The 14,502-nt window shown below is 70.9% G+C and carries 15 protein-coding genes; 13 read left to right on the plus strand and 2 right to left on the minus strand.

Annotation, left to right across the window (positions count from 1 at the left end):
- Positions 1 to 199: 199 nt before the first annotated feature.
- A complete protein-coding gene (locus tag IGS68_RS32930; protein ID WP_247881498.1) occupies positions 200 to 661 on the minus strand; it encodes a hypothetical protein in 462 nt (153 codons plus the stop codon).
- A gap of 122 nt (positions 662 to 783) precedes the next feature.
- Positions 784 to 1,479, minus strand: coding sequence for a J domain-containing protein (locus IGS68_RS32935; RefSeq protein WP_201083009.1), 696 nt, complete (start codon positions 1,477 to 1,479; stop codon positions 784 to 786).
- A gap of 565 nt (positions 1,480 to 2,044) precedes the next feature.
- Between IGS68_RS32935 and IGS68_RS32940 the strand changes: the two genes are divergently transcribed.
- From IGS68_RS32940 to IGS68_RS33000, 13 genes are read left to right on the plus strand one after another with little or no spacing between them, the layout of a single operon-like run.
- The gene (locus IGS68_RS32940; RefSeq protein WP_201083010.1) at positions 2,045 to 2,272 is read left to right on the plus strand and encodes a Flp family type IVb pilin; all 228 of its coding nucleotides are present in this window, start codon (positions 2,045 to 2,047) and stop codon (positions 2,270 to 2,272) included.
- A gap of 40 nt (positions 2,273 to 2,312) precedes the next feature.
- Positions 2,313 to 2,849, plus strand: a complete 537-nt coding sequence (locus tag IGS68_RS32945; protein ID WP_201083011.1) for a prepilin peptidase — start codon at positions 2,313 to 2,315, stop codon at positions 2,847 to 2,849.
- Positions 2,850 to 2,862: 13 nt separating this feature from the next.
- On the plus strand, positions 2,863 to 3,732 hold the full coding sequence (gene cpaB, locus IGS68_RS32950) for a Flp pilus assembly protein CpaB (RefSeq protein WP_247881499.1): 870 nt from the start codon (positions 2,863 to 2,865) through the stop codon (positions 3,730 to 3,732).
- Between the two features lie 55 nt (positions 3,733 to 3,787).
- Complete coding sequence (locus tag IGS68_RS32955; RefSeq protein WP_201083012.1) at positions 3,788 to 5,242, plus strand: type II and III secretion system protein family protein; 1,455 nt, start codon at positions 3,788 to 3,790, stop codon at positions 5,240 to 5,242.
- A 42-nt stretch (positions 5,243 to 5,284) separates the two neighbouring features.
- A complete protein-coding gene (locus IGS68_RS32960; RefSeq protein ID WP_201083013.1) occupies positions 5,285 to 5,941 on the plus strand; it encodes a CpaD family pilus assembly lipoprotein in 657 nt (218 codons plus the stop codon).
- 5 nt (positions 5,942 to 5,946) lie between these two features.
- Positions 5,947 to 7,185 carry an AAA family ATPase gene (locus tag IGS68_RS32965; RefSeq protein WP_201083015.1) on the plus strand — a complete coding sequence of 413 codons (1,239 nt, stop codon included), beginning with the start codon at positions 5,947 to 5,949 and terminating at the stop codon, positions 7,183 to 7,185.
- Positions 7,182 to 8,576, plus strand: coding sequence for a CpaF family protein (locus IGS68_RS32970; RefSeq protein WP_201083016.1), 1,395 nt, complete (start codon positions 7,182 to 7,184; stop codon positions 8,574 to 8,576). Before IGS68_RS32965 ends, IGS68_RS32970 begins: the two co-directional genes overlap by 4 nt.
- A gap of 13 nt (positions 8,577 to 8,589) precedes the next feature.
- Positions 8,590 to 9,576: a type II secretion system F family protein gene (locus IGS68_RS32975; protein ID WP_201083017.1), complete on the plus strand. Its 987-nt coding sequence runs from the start codon at positions 8,590 to 8,592 to the stop codon at positions 9,574 to 9,576.
- Positions 9,573 to 10,550: a type II secretion system F family protein gene (locus tag IGS68_RS32980; RefSeq protein WP_201083018.1), complete on the plus strand. Its 978-nt coding sequence runs from the start codon at positions 9,573 to 9,575 to the stop codon at positions 10,548 to 10,550. Before IGS68_RS32975 ends, IGS68_RS32980 begins: the two co-directional genes overlap by 4 nt.
- Before the next feature lie 26 nt (positions 10,551 to 10,576).
- Positions 10,577 to 11,386 carry a tetratricopeptide repeat protein gene (locus IGS68_RS32985; protein ID WP_201083019.1) on the plus strand — a complete coding sequence of 270 codons (810 nt, stop codon included), beginning with the start codon at positions 10,577 to 10,579 and terminating at the stop codon, positions 11,384 to 11,386.
- A gap of 22 nt (positions 11,387 to 11,408) precedes the next feature.
- The gene (locus IGS68_RS32990; protein ID WP_201083020.1) at positions 11,409 to 11,978 is read left to right on the plus strand and encodes a TadE/TadG family type IV pilus assembly protein; all 570 of its coding nucleotides are present in this window, start codon (positions 11,409 to 11,411) and stop codon (positions 11,976 to 11,978) included.
- A gap of 9 nt (positions 11,979 to 11,987) precedes the next feature.
- Positions 11,988 to 12,578, plus strand: a complete 591-nt coding sequence (locus tag IGS68_RS32995; RefSeq protein WP_201083022.1) for a TadE/TadG family type IV pilus assembly protein — start codon at positions 11,988 to 11,990, stop codon at positions 12,576 to 12,578.
- 18 nt (positions 12,579 to 12,596) lie between these two features.
- Positions 12,597 to 14,039 carry a TadE/TadG family type IV pilus assembly protein gene (locus tag IGS68_RS33000; RefSeq protein WP_201083024.1) on the plus strand — a complete coding sequence of 481 codons (1,443 nt, stop codon included), beginning with the start codon at positions 12,597 to 12,599 and terminating at the stop codon, positions 14,037 to 14,039.
- Positions 14,040 to 14,502: the final 463 nt, after the last annotated feature.

Raw genomic sequence — 14,502 nt, forward strand, 5'->3', positions numbered from 1 at the left:
CGCTATGGAATTTACCTTCTTTGGATGAACGGATAAATTATTTGACCATATGTGTCAATGCGCGAATCTGTCTTGACCATTGAGAACGAAAAAGCCCTCCCGCCCGGGTTGGGGCGGAAGGGCTGTATGGAGGGTGCGCGTCTCGCGCACCTTGGGCGGCGGGACGCCGCCCCTCCGCATCCGGAAGGAGCGAAGGCTTTTACGCCTTGGCGGCGCTGCACAGCTTCCAGTCGCCGCCCTGGAGGGCGAAGAGCATCGCGAGCGGCTGCTGGGTGCTGCGGTCGAGGACGACGCGGAACCGGGTGCCGACGCACGCCCCCTCGGCCTTGGCGACCGGCAGCTTGACGCTCTTGGACTTCAGGCAGCCGTCGGCCGACTTCGGGACGGCGGCGGTGAAGGGCTCGGGCGTCTTGCCGTTCAGCTGCATGTAATAGTCGGTCGGCTGGCCGCCCTGGACCTTCGCCATCACGACGACCGAGCCGAAGCGCGACCGGTACAGGCCGGACTGCTGCTCGCCATCGGCCATGCCGGGCGGAAGCGGCCGGAACGAGACGGCGCCGCAGGCGGGAGGCGCCTTCTTGTCGGCCGCATTCTGGGCCGAATTGCCGATGGAGGGGGAGACGAGCGCGGTGGCCACCAGCATCAGGGTGGCCAAAACCAAGCGGAAAAGGATCATAGTGCCCAACCCTCAGGAATGACCCTGCCGACGGTTCGCGGCAGCGGTACGGGATCGCCGCGCGGTATAGCCGCCGGGTGGTTAATGCCGGGTGAAGTCCTTTCGGCCTATTCGAACCGGCGACGCAGTTCGGCGAAGGCGACGGTCGCGCGCGCGGCGTCGTCGGACGACGGCCGGCCGCTGACATCGGGATGCACCGCCTTCAGCCGGGCGCGGTAGGCGGACTTCAACCCGTCCAGCGTCGCCGGCATGGCGGTCAGACCGAGCGCGGCGAGGTGGCGCGCGGTCGCCGCGTCGGGCGCGGGCGGCTCGCCTCCTGGACGCGCCTCCTCCTCCCGGCCGGCATCCCGATCCTGGTACCCGCCGGTTTCCTGCCCGGCGGCACCGGAGGCGGCGTCGAAGAACGCGAGGTCCGCCTCCAGACGGGCGATCGTCTCCAGCAGGGCATCATGCTCGTCAAGCCAGCCGGACAGTCGATCCTCCAGGGCATCGAGCGACTGGCGCAACGTGGCGCGCCGGGCGGAGTCGGACTCCGCCGCCACCTGGGCGATCAGCACGTCACGCGCCTTGTCGTAGCGCCGGATCTCGTCGGCCAGCCGGGCGCCTTCCGCCCTCTTCAAGACCAGCTCACGGCGGCACAGGGCCGCGGAAGCGCCCGGGCCGGCCCCGGTTCCCCGCCTGTCCAAATAGGCCGCGACGGTCGCCGCCGCCGATCCGAACACGAGGCGCAACAGCGTTCCGAATTCGCCCAAGGCGCCGGCGCCGGCGCGCCCCGGCCGGTGCCGATGCCGGAAGGAGCGCATCACGCCGGTTCCCCGCCGGGGGTGGCGGAAGAGCGCGGCGACAGGTCGGAGAGGAGGCGGGTTCGCATATACGAAGGGATGAAAAATCCATCCAAACGCATAACACTTAAGATTTCCTTAAGCCCACCCCACCCCGAAATCGCGGAACTGAACGGCATTTTATCTAAAATTCCTTCTTTTTCAGGCACTTACCACTTTGGTTAAAATTTTCCTAAATCGTTCGTAGTAGGAAAACTATGCCTATCGATAGTTTGAGTTTGTTTTGGAATTTAAGCACATTGAGTTCACCAAGCACGGAGCGATCCAAACCTTGAACAAACTGCAGAGAGCATCGAACAAGCTTTAAGATGATAAGTTAACGGCAAGATAAAAAACTGAAAGTATCCTGAACTTCTCTTATTCACCTTAAGTAAATGCGTCATTTCAAAGATCGAATTCGTTAGGCAGTTTCTCACGAAGGCCGTTTTCCGCCGGCGACCGGCACTCCCGGCTCGCTACGCGGAACTCCTCGGACTGTCACCTCCCGCTCCCCATCGAACATTGCTTTCACATAGGAGTCAGTACCATGGAAAACGTCAAGCTCGCCCTCGCTTTCGTCTCCAACCTGCCCGTCGTCAGCCGCATCGCGCCGGCCCTGTCCAGCCGCCGCGGCGTCACCGCCCTGGAGTACGGCCTGATCGCCTGCCTGATCGCCGTCGTCATCATGGCCGGCGTCGGGACCCTCGGCACCAACCTGAACACCATGTTCGACGAACTCGCCACCACGATCGGCGGCGTCGCGACGTCCAACTGATCCTCCGGTCCGTCATCAGCCCGCCGCCGGAGGAAACGTCATGACCACCGTCGAACCGATCCTCCTGGCGGCCTGCCTGACCTACGCCCTGGCCGCGGCGCACGACGTCGCGGCGAGGACGATCCCGGACACCTGTTCCATAGCACTTCTGCTCCTCGCTCTCTTCCGACTGACACTGACCGACGGCGGCGCTTCGGCCCTCATCGACGCCGCCGTCTCTTTCGGAGTGTTCGCGGCCCTGGTCATGCTGTGCGCGGCCGGCCTGCTCGGCGGCGGCGACGCGAAGCTGATCGGCTCCAGCACCTTCCTCCTCGGTTTCGACCGGCTGGCGGATTTCCTGACCGCCACCGCCCTGGCCGGCGGCGTCCTCGCTCTGGCCTACCTGATCGGGCACCTGCTGCTGTCCGGCATGCCCCATGCGGTCCCGGCCCCTTCCGGCCCCGGCCGGCGGGCGACGCGCCACCGCCTCGGCCTGGTGCTGGCGGCGGAGCACCGGCGGATCGCCCGCAAACAATCCATTCCCTACGGCGTAGCCATCGCCGCCGGCGCCCTGATGACGCTCGGCGGCTTCCTCTGAACAGGGTGCCGTCATGCTCATGCGAATTCTGCTCGTCGTTCTCGTCAGCCTGTCCGTCGGCATCGTCGGACTGGTCGTGATGCGGTCCCTGCCCAAGGAAACCGGCACCGCCGTCGCGGCGCCCGCCCCGGTTCTGGGGCGGGCCATCCTGGTCGCCGCCCGCCCGGTCGCGGCGGGCTCCATGCTGCGGGCTGACGACGTGCGCTGGCAGGACTGGACGTCCGGCGACGTCCCGGCCGGCTACATCAACCGCATGGAGACCTCCGCCGAGACCGTCTTCGGCTCCGTCGCCCGGCGGAACCTGGTGGCCGACGAGCCCCTGGTCCGCGGCCAGCTGGTCAGCCCCGGCGACCGCGGCTTCCTGGCCGCCGTCATGACGCCCGGCAACCGCGCCGTGGCGGTCGCGGTCGACGCGGTCAGCGCCGCCAGCGGCCTGATCTGGCCGGGCGACCGGGTGGACCTGATCCTGACCCAGACCTTCGAGCAGGAGGACACCAGGCCCACCCGCAAGGCGGTCGGCGAGACCGTGCTGAGCGACCTGCGTGTCCTGGCGATCGACCAGCACCTGAACGAGGCGTCCAGCGACGCTTCCGCCGCCTCCGAACTGCGGGTGCCGCGCACGGTGACTCTGGAGGCGACCTCCCGCCAGGCGGAGATGATCGCGGTCGCCTCGGGCCTCGGGCGGCTGGCCCTGGCGCTGCGCAGCGTCGCCACCGAGGGAGACGCCGAGGCCGCCGACGCCGGCAAGGTCACGCCGACCTGGGCGGCCGACGTTTCCCCGGCGCTCGCCTTGCAGAAACAGCCGGCCCCGGCCGCCGCGCCCGCCGCGTCCGCCCCGGCCGGCGTCCAGATCCTGCGCGGCTCGTCGCGCAACGGCCAATGAAACCCGCCTCCAACGCTGCCCGCCCCCGGATATTGCCCGAAAGGAGCCACAGGTCATGATCCAGACCATCGCCCGCCGACTGGGCCGGGCCGCGCTGGCCGGCATAGCCGCCACGAATGTCTCCCCGCTGCCCGTTTCCCTGCCGCTCGCTTCCCTGCTCGCCGTTTCCTGCCTGACGATCGCCGGTCCCGCCCGGGCCGACACGGAGGTGACGATCGAGGTCAATGCCGGCAAGACCGTCGCCCTGGCCCGCCCGGCCTCCACCATCTTCGTCGCCAACCCGGAGATCGCCGACGTCCAGGCGCCGCCCAACGGAGCCTCCTTCTTCGTCTTCGGCAAGGCGCCCGGCCGCACCAGCGTCTTCGCGCTGGGCGCCGACGGCAAGCCGCTGGTGTCCTACACGGTCGCGGTCACCCAGCCGCTCGGCGACCTGAAGCGCCGCCTGGCGACCCAGGTACCGGACGTGCAGGCGGACCTGGAATCGACCCCCGGCGGCATCATCCTGTCCGGCACGGCGCCCAGCCCGGCGACGGCGTCCCAGGCCGCCGAGCTGGTCCGCCAGTATCTCGGCAAGGACCAGCAGGTGATCAACCGGCTGCGGGTCACCGCCGGCTCCCAGGTGAACCTTCGGGTCCGGATCGCCGAGGTGTCGCGGTCGGTGACCAAGGAGCTGGGCTTCAACTGGGAAAGCCTGTTCAACGTCGGCGCCTTCACCTTCGGAATCGCCACCGGCCGCGACGCGCTGGTGGCCGGCGGCACCGTCCTGCGGTCGGTCACCGGAGCCGCCACCCTGCCGGTAGGCTACCGGTCGAGCAACGGCCGGGTGGACGTCAACACGGTGATCGACGCCCTGGCGGAGGACGGCCTGGTCTCCATCCTGGCGGAGCCGAACCTGACGGCCCTGTCGGGCGAGACGGCGAGCTTCCTGGCCGGCGGCGAGTTCCCGATCCCGGTCAACCAGCGCGACGGCCAGATCACCATCGAGTTCAAGCAGTTCGGCGTCAGCCTGGACTTCACCCCGACCGTCCTGTCGGGCGAGCGGATCAGCATGAAGGTCCGGCCGGAGGTCAGCGAACTGACCGAGGAGGGCGCCGTCATCATCGAGGACCTGAAGATCCCGGCGCTGAACGTGCGCCGCGCCGAGACGACCGTCGAGCTGGGCAGCGGCCAGAGCTTCGCCGTCGCCGGGCTGCTCCAGAACAACAGCCGCACGGTGGCCCAGCGGGTGCCCGGCCTGGGCGACGTTCCAGTGCTCGGCGGCCTGTTCAGCTCGACCCGGTTCCAGCGCAACGAGACCGAGCTGGTGATCGTCGTGACCCCCTACATGGTCACTCCGGTGTCCCAGCCGGGCGCGATCCAGGCCCCGACCGACAACTACGTCCCGGCCTCCGACGTGGAACGCATCTTCGCCGGCAGGATCAACAAGCCCGGCCGGTCCGACGGCGGCAACCTGCTCTTCGGCCCCGGCGGCGTGCGGCTGCGCGGCGATGTCGGCTTCATCCTCGACTGATCGATCCACCCCAGCGGCCCGGCGCGTCACAGGAGACATCCCATGCATCCCATTCCCCGCATCGCCACCGTCCTCGCCGGCCTGCTGCTGGCCTCGGCCTGCGCCGTCACCCCGGACGAACCCCTCGAACAGGCCCGGATCGGCAATGTCGGCGTGGTCGACGCGATCGACGGGAACTTCGTCCTGCCGGTCGACGCCCAGGGACGGATCAACGGCGCCGACCGCGCCGCCGCCCTCCGGACCCTGGCCGACTTCGGCTCGCCGGCCACCACCCGGGCGCGCATTGCCGGGGCGCCCCCGGCCGCGCGGACGGAGCTGGTCCGGCTGCTCGCCGACGCCGGCGTGCCCCCGGGCCACGTCAGCTTCGGCGACGATCCCGCCGCTTCCGCCCCGGCCTCCGGCGGCGTCCGCATCCTGCTCCAGCGGTTCGAGGTGACCCCCCCGGCCTGCGCCGGCTGGCCCGACATCCAGAAGAACTACGTGGAGAACGGGCCGCTGCTGCCGCTCGGCTGCGTCACCAACCGCAATCTCCAGCTCATGGTGGAGGACCCGCGGGACCTGGTGATCGGCCGCACCCTCGGCCCGGCGGACGGAGCCCGCGAGGCCGGCGCCGTCGCCCGGTACCAGGCCGACAAGGTCAAGCCCTTCATCTCGACCACCGCGACCGGTGGGCGCGGCGCAACCCTTTCGAAGCAGTGACCGCCATGACCGCCCTGGCCAAACCGATCCAGTCTCCCCCGCCCGCCGCCTCCGTCCCCGCCGCCGAGCGCGGCGGCAAGGTCGTGGCCTACGTCACCGACGCCGCGACGGAGACGGCGCTGCGGCAGGCGGCGGCCCAGCTCCTGGTCAGCGAGTTCGAGGTCCGGCGCGGCGACGTCCGCACCGCGGCCCGCGACCTGGCCCGCCAGCGCTCGCCCGACCTGCTGATCGTCGATCTCAGCGGGATCGAGCTGCCGATCGGCGCCATGGAGGCCCTGTCCCAGGTGTGCGAGCCCAGCGTCACGGTGGTCGCGGTCGGCGACCGCAACGACGTGGCGCTCTACCGCAACCTGCGCGGCCTGGGGGTCGCCGAATACCTGTTCAAGCCGCTGCCGGCCGACCAGGTCGAGGCCCTGCTGGGCCGCGCCGCCGGGACCGCCGGGCGCGGCGGGGACACCGGGCGCCAGGGCAAGCTGGTCGCGGTGACGGGTGCCCGCGGCGGCGTCGGGGCCACCACGGTCGCGGTCAACCTGGCGGCCTACCTGGCCGACATCGACCGCCGCCGCATCGCGCTGGTCGATCTCGACCTCCACACCGGCACGGTCGCCCTGCACCTGAACCTGAAGCCGGGACGCGGCCTGCGCGAGGCGATCGAGGCGCCGGAACGGGTCGACGGCCTGTTCCTGGAGCGCGCCATGCAGCCCGCCTCGGACCGGCTGGACGTGCTGGCGACCGAGGAGCCGATCGTGCCGCCGGTCGCCCAGAACCCGCGCGCCGTCCTGGACCTGCTGGACTGCCTGAGGGGCCAGTACCACTACGTGGTGGTCGACGTGCCGCACGGCCTGTCGGAGACGGCCCGCGCCGTGCTCGACCACGCGGCGCTGCGGATCATCGTCGCGGACGGCAACCTGGCGGGCGCCCGAGACGCGCTTCGGCTGCGCGGCGCCTTCGAGGCATCCGGCACGGCCCGCCAGACCTTGACAGTCCACAACCGCCGCGGCGCGCCCGGCGCGCTGTCGCAGGCCGACTTCGGCCGCGCGCTGGGCTCGCCCGCCGACTGCGCGATCGAATGCCGGCCCAAGCCGCTGGTCGAGGCGGCGACCCTGGGCGAGCCGGCGATCCGCCGCTGCGCGCCGTTCAAGTCCGACATCTCCCGGCTGGCCGGGGCGGTGTCCGGCCAGTCGGCGAACGGCGCCGCCGGCCTGCTGGCCCGGCTGTTCCGCTCCGGGAAGGCCGCGCGATGAACGCCCTGTTCGGCCGCAAGTCGGGGCCGCTTCCCGCGGCTTCCCAGCCGGTGCCGGCGCCGGCATCCGTCCCTGTGCCGGCCTTGGCGCCGGTCGAGGGGCCGGCGGCGCCGGACCCGGCGTCGCCGCGCGCCCGCTCGCTCGACGGCATCCGGACCGAGGCGATGAACCGGATCGACCCCGCCGCCGTGTCGCGGCTGGAGCCGGCGGCCCTCCGCCCGCTGCTGGAATCCCTGATCGACGAGATCGCGACCGAGAACCGCTTCCAGCTCAACAGCCGGGAACAGGCCCAGCTCGCCACCGAGCTGGTCCACGACATGCTGGGCTTCGGCCCGCTGGAGCCGCTGCTGGAGGACGACCGGATCACCGACATCATGGTGAACGGGCCGAACCGGGTGTTCGTCGAGCAGCAGGGCAAGCTGGTGCTGTCCAACGTGCGGTTCCGCGACCAGCAGCACGTGCTCAACATCGCCCAGCGGATCGCCGGAGGCATCGGCCGCCGGATCGACGAATCCAGCCCGATGGTCGATGCCCGCCTGCCCGACGGCAGCCGGGTCAACATCGTGGTGCCGCCGCTGGCGCTGGACGGCACCTGCATCTCGATCCGCAAGTTCGCCCGCCGGCGCATCGATTTCGCGACGCTGGTCGGATACCGCAGCATGTCCGAGCCGATGGCCCGGGTGCTGGAGATCTGCGCGCGCGCCCGGCTGAACGTGATCATCTCCGGCGGGACCGGGTCGGGCAAGACGACCCTGCTCAATGCCATGTCGCGCATGATCGACGTCGGCGAGCGGGTGGTGACGATCGAGGACGCCGCCGAGCTCCAGCTCCAGCAGCCCCACGTGGTCCGGCTGGAGACCCGGCCGCCCAACCTGGAGGGCCACGGCCAGATCACCCAGCGCGACCTGGTGCGGAACGCCCTGCGGATGCGGCCGGACCGCATCATCATCGGCGAGGTGCGCGGCGCCGAGGCGTTCGACATGCTCCAGGCCATGAACACCGGCCATGACGGCTCCATGTCCACCGTCCACGCCAACAACACCCGCGACGCGCTCGCCCGCATCGAGAACATGGTGATGATGGGCAGCGTCAACCTGCCGCCGCGCGCGGTCCGCCACCAGATCGCCAGCGCGGTCCACCTGATCGTGCAGGTCCAGCGCATGCGCGACGGCGTCCGCCGGGTGACCCAGGTCTCGGAGCTGGCGGGGCTGGAGGGCGACGTCATGGTGACCCAGGACCTCTTCACCTTCGAATTCCAGGGCGACAACCGCGACGGCACCATCCGCGGCGCCTTCCGGTCGGCAGGCGTTAGGCCGTCCTTCATGGATCGTCTGGAATACTTTGGACTGGATACCGCGTACATGGCCGCCATCGACCAGGACCGCGGGTAAGGAGGCGACCGCGATGGGCAATCTCGAACTGCTCGATTACCTTCTGCTGGGAACCGTCGCCGCCCTGCTCGCGACGGTGCCGCTGCTCGCCGCGGCGCAGACCCGCCGGCGGCGGCTGAACCGCCGCATCGCCGACCTGCACGACGCGGGGAGCCGCGGCCTGCCGGCCCGCTCCGCCGCCGGCCAGCCGGTCCGCATCACGCTCGGACAGCAGGACGGCCGGCTGCCGCAGGTCCGCCAGGCGCTGTTCCGCACCTTCGGCTACGACCCCCGGATGCCGGGCGCCCGCGGGCCGCTGCTGGCGCGCGCCGCGGCGACCGGCATCGCGGCCGCCGCCTTCGGCGCCTGGGCGGCCGGACCCTTCGGCGGGCTGCCGTCGGCGGCCATGCTGGGCGTCGCGGCAGCCGGCGCCGTCGCCGGCGCGCGCCTCGTCTTCACCCGCGCCCGGCGCGCGGTGAACGACCGCCTGCTCGACCAGTTCCCCGACGCGATCGGGCTGATCGTCCGCGCGGTCCGGGCCGGCGTCCCGGTGACCGAAGGCATCCGCATCGTCAGCGCCGAGCTGCCGGCCCCGGTCGGGCCGGAGTTCAGGCGGGTGGTGGACGAGCTGGCGGTCGGCGTCGACCTGGAGACCGCGCTGTGGGCGCTGGCCGCCCGCACCGGGCTGCCGGAATACCGGTTCTTCGTGGTCACCGTCGTGCTCCAGCGCGAGACCGGCGGCAACCTGACCGAGACCCTGGACAACCTCGCCGACGTGATCCGCAAGCGCCGCGCCGTCCGGCAGCGCGCCCACGCGCTGTCGGCGGAGGCGCGGACCTCCACCTACGTGCTGGCGGCCCTGCCCTTCGTCTCGGGCGCCGGCCTGTACGTCATCAATCCCGATTACCTGACGCGCCTGTTCACCGACCCCCAGGGCAAGCTGCTGCTGGCCGCCGCCGCCACCAGCCTGACCCTCGGCCTGGTCACCATGAAGATGCTGATCCGGAGGGCCCTGTCGTGAACGCCGTCACCGACTCCCCCGCGGCGCTGACGCTCGGGCCGCTGGCCCTGCAGCCGCTCGACATCCTGCTGCTGGGATCGGCATTCCTGGTGATGGTGGTCGCCGCCGCGGCCCTCCAGGCCGGGCTTGCCAGGAAGCGGCTGAACGACCGGCTCGACCGGGTGCGCCAGTCGGCCCTGGCCGCCTCGGGCGCCCCGGCGGCCGGGCAGCCCGGCCTGCTCCACCGGATCGGCGCCGCCCTGGCCAAGGGCCCGCTGGTCGGGCAGGCCGAGATGGCGCTGATCCGCGGCCATCTGGCGGCGGCCGGCTACGGCCAGCCGGGCGCCCCGGCCTTCTTCGTCGGCCTCAAGGCGACCCTGGCGGGCACGGCGGCGCTGCTCTGCTGGCTGTGGCTGGAGACCCGGCCGGTCGCGCCGCAGGCCCTGGTGCTGTTCGGCGGGCTGGCCGGCACGGCGCTCGCCGGCTGGCGGCTGCCCGACATCGTGCTGTCCCGGCTGGTGCGCGACCGGCGCGCGGCGATCGAGCGCGGCCTGCCCGACGCGCTCGACCTGCTGGTGATCTGCGGCGAGGCCGGCCTGGGCCTGGACATCGCCTTCGAGCGGGTCGCCCGCGAGATGAAGCAGGCCCATCCCGAGCTGGGCAAGGAGCTGGCGATCACCGCGGCGGAGATGCGGGTGCTGCCCGACCGCTACGCGGCGCTCGCCAACATGGCCGACCGGCTGAAGCTGGAGACCCTGCGCAGCCTGGTCGCGACCCTGAGCCAGACCATGCGCTACGGCACGCCGCTCGGCCAGGCGCTGCGCGTGCTCGCCAACGAGATGCGCCGCGAGCGCCTGGTCCGCTTCGAGGAGCGCGCCGCCAAGCTGCCCGTGCTGATCACCCTGCCGATGGTGGGATTCATCCTGCCCTGCGTCTTCATCGTCGTCGCCGGGCCGGCGGCGCTCGACCTGCTCGCCACCCTGGCCGCCCGCTGACCGCTTTCCCGAAGGATCATCCCGCCATGACCGCTCCCTCCGCTCCCCGCCGTACCGCCGCGTTGGCCCTGGTGCTCGGCTGCCTGCTGACCTCGGCCTGCGTCGGCACCGGGATGGACGCCCGCCCGTCGGTCGCGACGGCGCCGGCTTCCACCGTGCTGGACGAAAAGGGACGCCTTCAGCTCAAGCTCGCGGACAGCGCCCGCGCCGCCGGCAACTACGGCTACGCGGCCAAGCTGTACCGCGCGCTGGCCGAGGGCCAGCCGGGCAACGCGGCGCTCCAGGTCGGGCTGGGCGACTCGCTGACCGGGGCGGAGGAGTTCGACGAGGCGGCGGAAGCCTATCGCAACGCCATCGCCGCCGACCGGTTCAACGTCGACGCCCGGCTGGGCCTGGGCCGGGTCGCCATGCAGCTGCGCCAGCCGGACCTGGCGGTCGTCCAGTTCGGGGCCGTGGTGGACCAGGCGCCGAACGACGCCCGCGCCCGGGTCGGGCTGGGCGTGGCGCTCGACACGCTGGGCCGCCACGGGGAAGCGCAGGTCCAGTACCGCAACGCCCTCGACCTCAACCCGCGGAACCGCACGGCGATCAACAACCTGGCCCTGTCCCTGGCGCTCAGCGGGCAGCTGGACGAGGCCGAGGCGCTGCTGCTGCCGCTGGTGGACGGTCCGGCGGGCTCCGCGCGGATGCGGCAGAACCTGGCCCTGGTCGCGGGGCTGAAGGGGGACGCCGCCCGCGCCGCCCAGCTCGGCCGGACCGACTTGGGCGAGCAGGACGTGCGCGGCAACCTGGCCTTCTACGACGCCGTCCGGCACCTCGGCCCGGACGCGCCCTGAGCCGCGCCGGAGGAACGACGCCATGGGACCGAGCAAGCTTGGACGATCGCTGTCGCGGCGGGGGACCACGGCCCTGGAGTTCGCCCTGGTGGCGCCCCTCCTGGTGCTGCTGGTCGTCGCCACCGTCGAGTTCAGCTATGCCCTGACCGTGCAGAACCTGCTGGAATTGGCGGCCCGCAAGGCGTCGCGCACCGGCGTGACCGGCTCCGCCCCACCGGCCGGCATGACGCGGGAAGAGATGCTGCGCAACCTGGTGGTCGAGACCGGCCTGGGCCTGATCGACCCGGCGCGGCTGACGATCGAGATGACGGCCTACAACGGCTTCGCCAGCATCGGCGTCCCGGAACCCTGCAGGGACCTCGACGGCAACGGGATCTGCGACGCCGGGGAAGCGTTCACCGACGTCAACGGCAACGGCCGCTGGGACGCCGACCAGGGCGCCTCCAGCGCGGGCGTCGGCGGGCAGGTGGTGATCTACACGCTGAACTACACGAGCCTGCCGCTGACCGGTGTGGTCGCCGGGCTGGTCGCCCGCGCGCCGCTGGCCTATTCCGCGCGGGTGGTCGTGCGCAACGAACCCTTCCGGAGCTGAGGCGCCGCCATGACCGGAGCAGCCAAGACCATCCGCAGCGCGATCGGCAGCCGGCGCGGAGTGGCCGCGCTGGAATTCGCGGTGATCGCTCCCGTGCTGATCCTGCTGCTGGTCGGCATGGTCGACATGACCCGCTACGCCCTGGCCGCGCTGAGGCTGGAACGGGCGGCCTCGGGCACGGCCGACGTCGGCACCCAGTTCGACCGCCTGCGCGACGGGATGACCGTCGTCCAGGGCAACGAAGTGGGCGTTCTGTTCCTGGCGGCGGCCGAGATCGCCCGGCCGCTCGACCTGGCCGGCAACGGCGCGGTGATCATCACCTGCGTCGCCGACCAGGGCGGCGGGCCCGTGGTGATGTGGCAGCGCCGGTCCGGCCGCGCCTCCGCCGCCAGCGGGATCGGCGGCGGCGGCACCGCGACCCTGCCCGCCGGCTTCACCCTGCGCTACGGCGAGAGCGTCCTTTTCGTCGAGGTCCAATACACCCTGCACCCTTACGTGTTCAGCATCGGCTGGCTGGCCGGCTCCGACGAGGCGGTCGACCTGCGCCGGATGGCGGTCTACCGCCCGCGCTTCGGCACCCTGACCGAACTGGAACGCTGACCTCCGGAGACCTTTGAGATGGCTGCATTACTGCGCACCCTGTCTTCCCGGCTGGGCCGGTTCGGCCGCATCGGCCGGCGTGCCCGGCGGACCCGGCGCGGCAACATCGCCGTCATGACGGCGCTCCTGGCGGTCCCGGCGATCGGGGCCGTCGGCGTGGCGGTCGATCTCGGCCGCGCCTACATGCTGCACAACAGGATGACCACGGCGATCGACGCCGCGGCGCTGGCGGGCGGGCGCGTGCTGACCACCGCCAACGTCGCGGCCGACGTGCGCATGTATTACTACGCCAATATCCCGCCGGACTTCCTGGGCGCCACGGTCGGCGCCCCGACCATCACCGTGGCCGCCGACAACGAGACCATGGTGGTGAGGGCCAGCGCCACGCTGCCGACCACCTTCATCCGGGTGCTCGGGATCGACCATGTCCCGGTGTCGGTCAGCAACCAGGTCCGGCGCACCGTGCGCGGCATGGAGCTGGCGCTGGTGCTCGACGTCACCGGGTCCATGTGGAGCAGCAACAAGATCGGCCAGCTCCGGGATTCGGCGAAGGACCTGGTCAACATCCTGTTCGGCAGCAACGAGACGTCCCGGACGCTGTGGATCTCGCTGGTGCCCTATACCGCGACCGTCAACCTGGGCGCCGACCGCCAGGGCTGGCTCGGCGCCGCCTCGCCGAGGGCCGCGGACTACCAGCCCAGCGCCTGGCGCGGCTGCGTCGAGGCCCGGCCGAGCCACGACTCGGACGAGCTGCCGCCCTCGTCGGCCCCCTTCACCGCCTTCCTCTACCGCTCGACCCTGGGGCTGTATGCCGGCGGCGGCGACAACGACTGGCCGCCGATCAACGACCCGCTGCCCTACACCGACAACAACAACCGGACCGGACCCAACGTCGGCTGCGGCCCGCCGGTGCTTCCGCTGTCCAACAGCAAGGCGGAGATCCTCGGCCGCATCGACGGGCTTCGGGGCGTCAACCGCGGCGGGACCATGGGCAATCTCGGGCTCCAGGCCGGCTGGTTCACGCTGTCGCCGCTGTGGCGCGGGCTGTGGGGCGGGCCGACGCCCGCCGGCCTGCCGCTGGACTACGACACGCCCGACGTGGACAAGGCCGTGGTGCTGCTGACCGACGGCAGCAACGAATGGTATGATCACCCGAAGCCGCCGACCGGCGACTACACCGCCTATGGCCGGCTGTCGGAAGGGCGGCTCGGCACCACCTCGGCGAGCCAGGCGACGTCCCGCATCAACAGCCGGATGACCGACCTGTGCGCGGCGATGAAGGCCAAGAGGATAACGATCTACACGATCACGCTGATGGTCACCAGCGAGACCACCAAGAGCCTGTACCGCTCCTGCGCCTCGCAGCCGACCTACTATTTCAACTCGCCGACCTCGGCCGAACTGCGCGGGATCTTCCAGCAGATCGGATCGCAGCTGAGCAACCTGCGGCTCGACAAGTGAGGACCGGGCCGGGTCCAAAGCGGCCCGGCACGGTATTTGCTATTTGCTCAAAAGGCTCGGCTATGGGCAAGAATGCCCCCTTTTCGTCATACCCGGACTTGATCCACGGCTGTCCAGCACGTTTGTTGCGTACTGCTCACAAGCCTGAACTCAAGGCGGAACCACCCCTTTTTCGTCATGGCCGGACTTGATCCACGGCTGTCCGGCACCCCGATTGCTTGTGCTGCGAAAGGGTTGGTCTCAGGTAAAATTACTCCATTTTCGTCATGGCCGGACTTGATCCGGCCATCTCTCACAGGAAGCATCGGAGCCTCCGTGCCTTGAGATCCGCGGGTCAAGCCCGCGGATGACGAACCGGAAGAGAAAACGATCGTTAGTAACGTTCCCAACGGTTGATGAGCAAATACCGTGCCGGACAGCCGTGGACTTGATCCGGCCATCGTCTCACAGGTCTCACCGGGGC

It is taken from the genome of Skermanella sp. TT6 (assembly GCF_016653635.2).
Taxonomy (GTDB): domain Bacteria; phylum Pseudomonadota; class Alphaproteobacteria; order Azospirillales; family Azospirillaceae; genus Skermanella; species Skermanella cutis.

Coding starts and splice junctions, on each gene's coding strand:
- cpaB (WP_247881499.1), top strand. CDS start 2,863: ATGCTCATGCGAATTCTGCTCGTCGTTCTCGTCAGCCTGTCCGTCGGC.
- IGS68_RS32960 (WP_201083013.1), top strand. CDS start 5,285: ATGCATCCCATTCCCCGCATCGCCACCGTCCTCGCCGGCCTGCTGCTG.
- IGS68_RS32935 (WP_201083009.1), bottom strand. CDS start 1,479: ATGCGCTCCTTCCGGCATCGGCACCGGCCGGGGCGCGCCGGCGCCGGC.
- IGS68_RS32965 (WP_201083015.1), top strand. CDS start 5,947: ATGACCGCCCTGGCCAAACCGATCCAGTCTCCCCCGCCCGCCGCCTCC.
- IGS68_RS32970 (WP_201083016.1), top strand. CDS start 7,182: ATGAACGCCCTGTTCGGCCGCAAGTCGGGGCCGCTTCCCGCGGCTTCC.
- IGS68_RS32945 (WP_201083011.1), top strand. CDS start 2,313: ATGACCACCGTCGAACCGATCCTCCTGGCGGCCTGCCTGACCTACGCC.
- IGS68_RS32975 (WP_201083017.1), top strand. CDS start 8,590: ATGGGCAATCTCGAACTGCTCGATTACCTTCTGCTGGGAACCGTCGCC.
- IGS68_RS32955 (WP_201083012.1), top strand. CDS start 3,788: ATGATCCAGACCATCGCCCGCCGACTGGGCCGGGCCGCGCTGGCCGGC.
- IGS68_RS32985 (WP_201083019.1), top strand. CDS start 10,577: ATGACCGCTCCCTCCGCTCCCCGCCGTACCGCCGCGTTGGCCCTGGTG.
- IGS68_RS32990 (WP_201083020.1), top strand. CDS start 11,409: ATGGGACCGAGCAAGCTTGGACGATCGCTGTCGCGGCGGGGGACCACG.
- IGS68_RS32940 (WP_201083010.1), top strand. CDS start 2,045: ATGGAAAACGTCAAGCTCGCCCTCGCTTTCGTCTCCAACCTGCCCGTC.
- IGS68_RS33000 (WP_201083024.1), top strand. CDS start 12,597: ATGGCTGCATTACTGCGCACCCTGTCTTCCCGGCTGGGCCGGTTCGGC.
- IGS68_RS32995 (WP_201083022.1), top strand. CDS start 11,988: ATGACCGGAGCAGCCAAGACCATCCGCAGCGCGATCGGCAGCCGGCGC.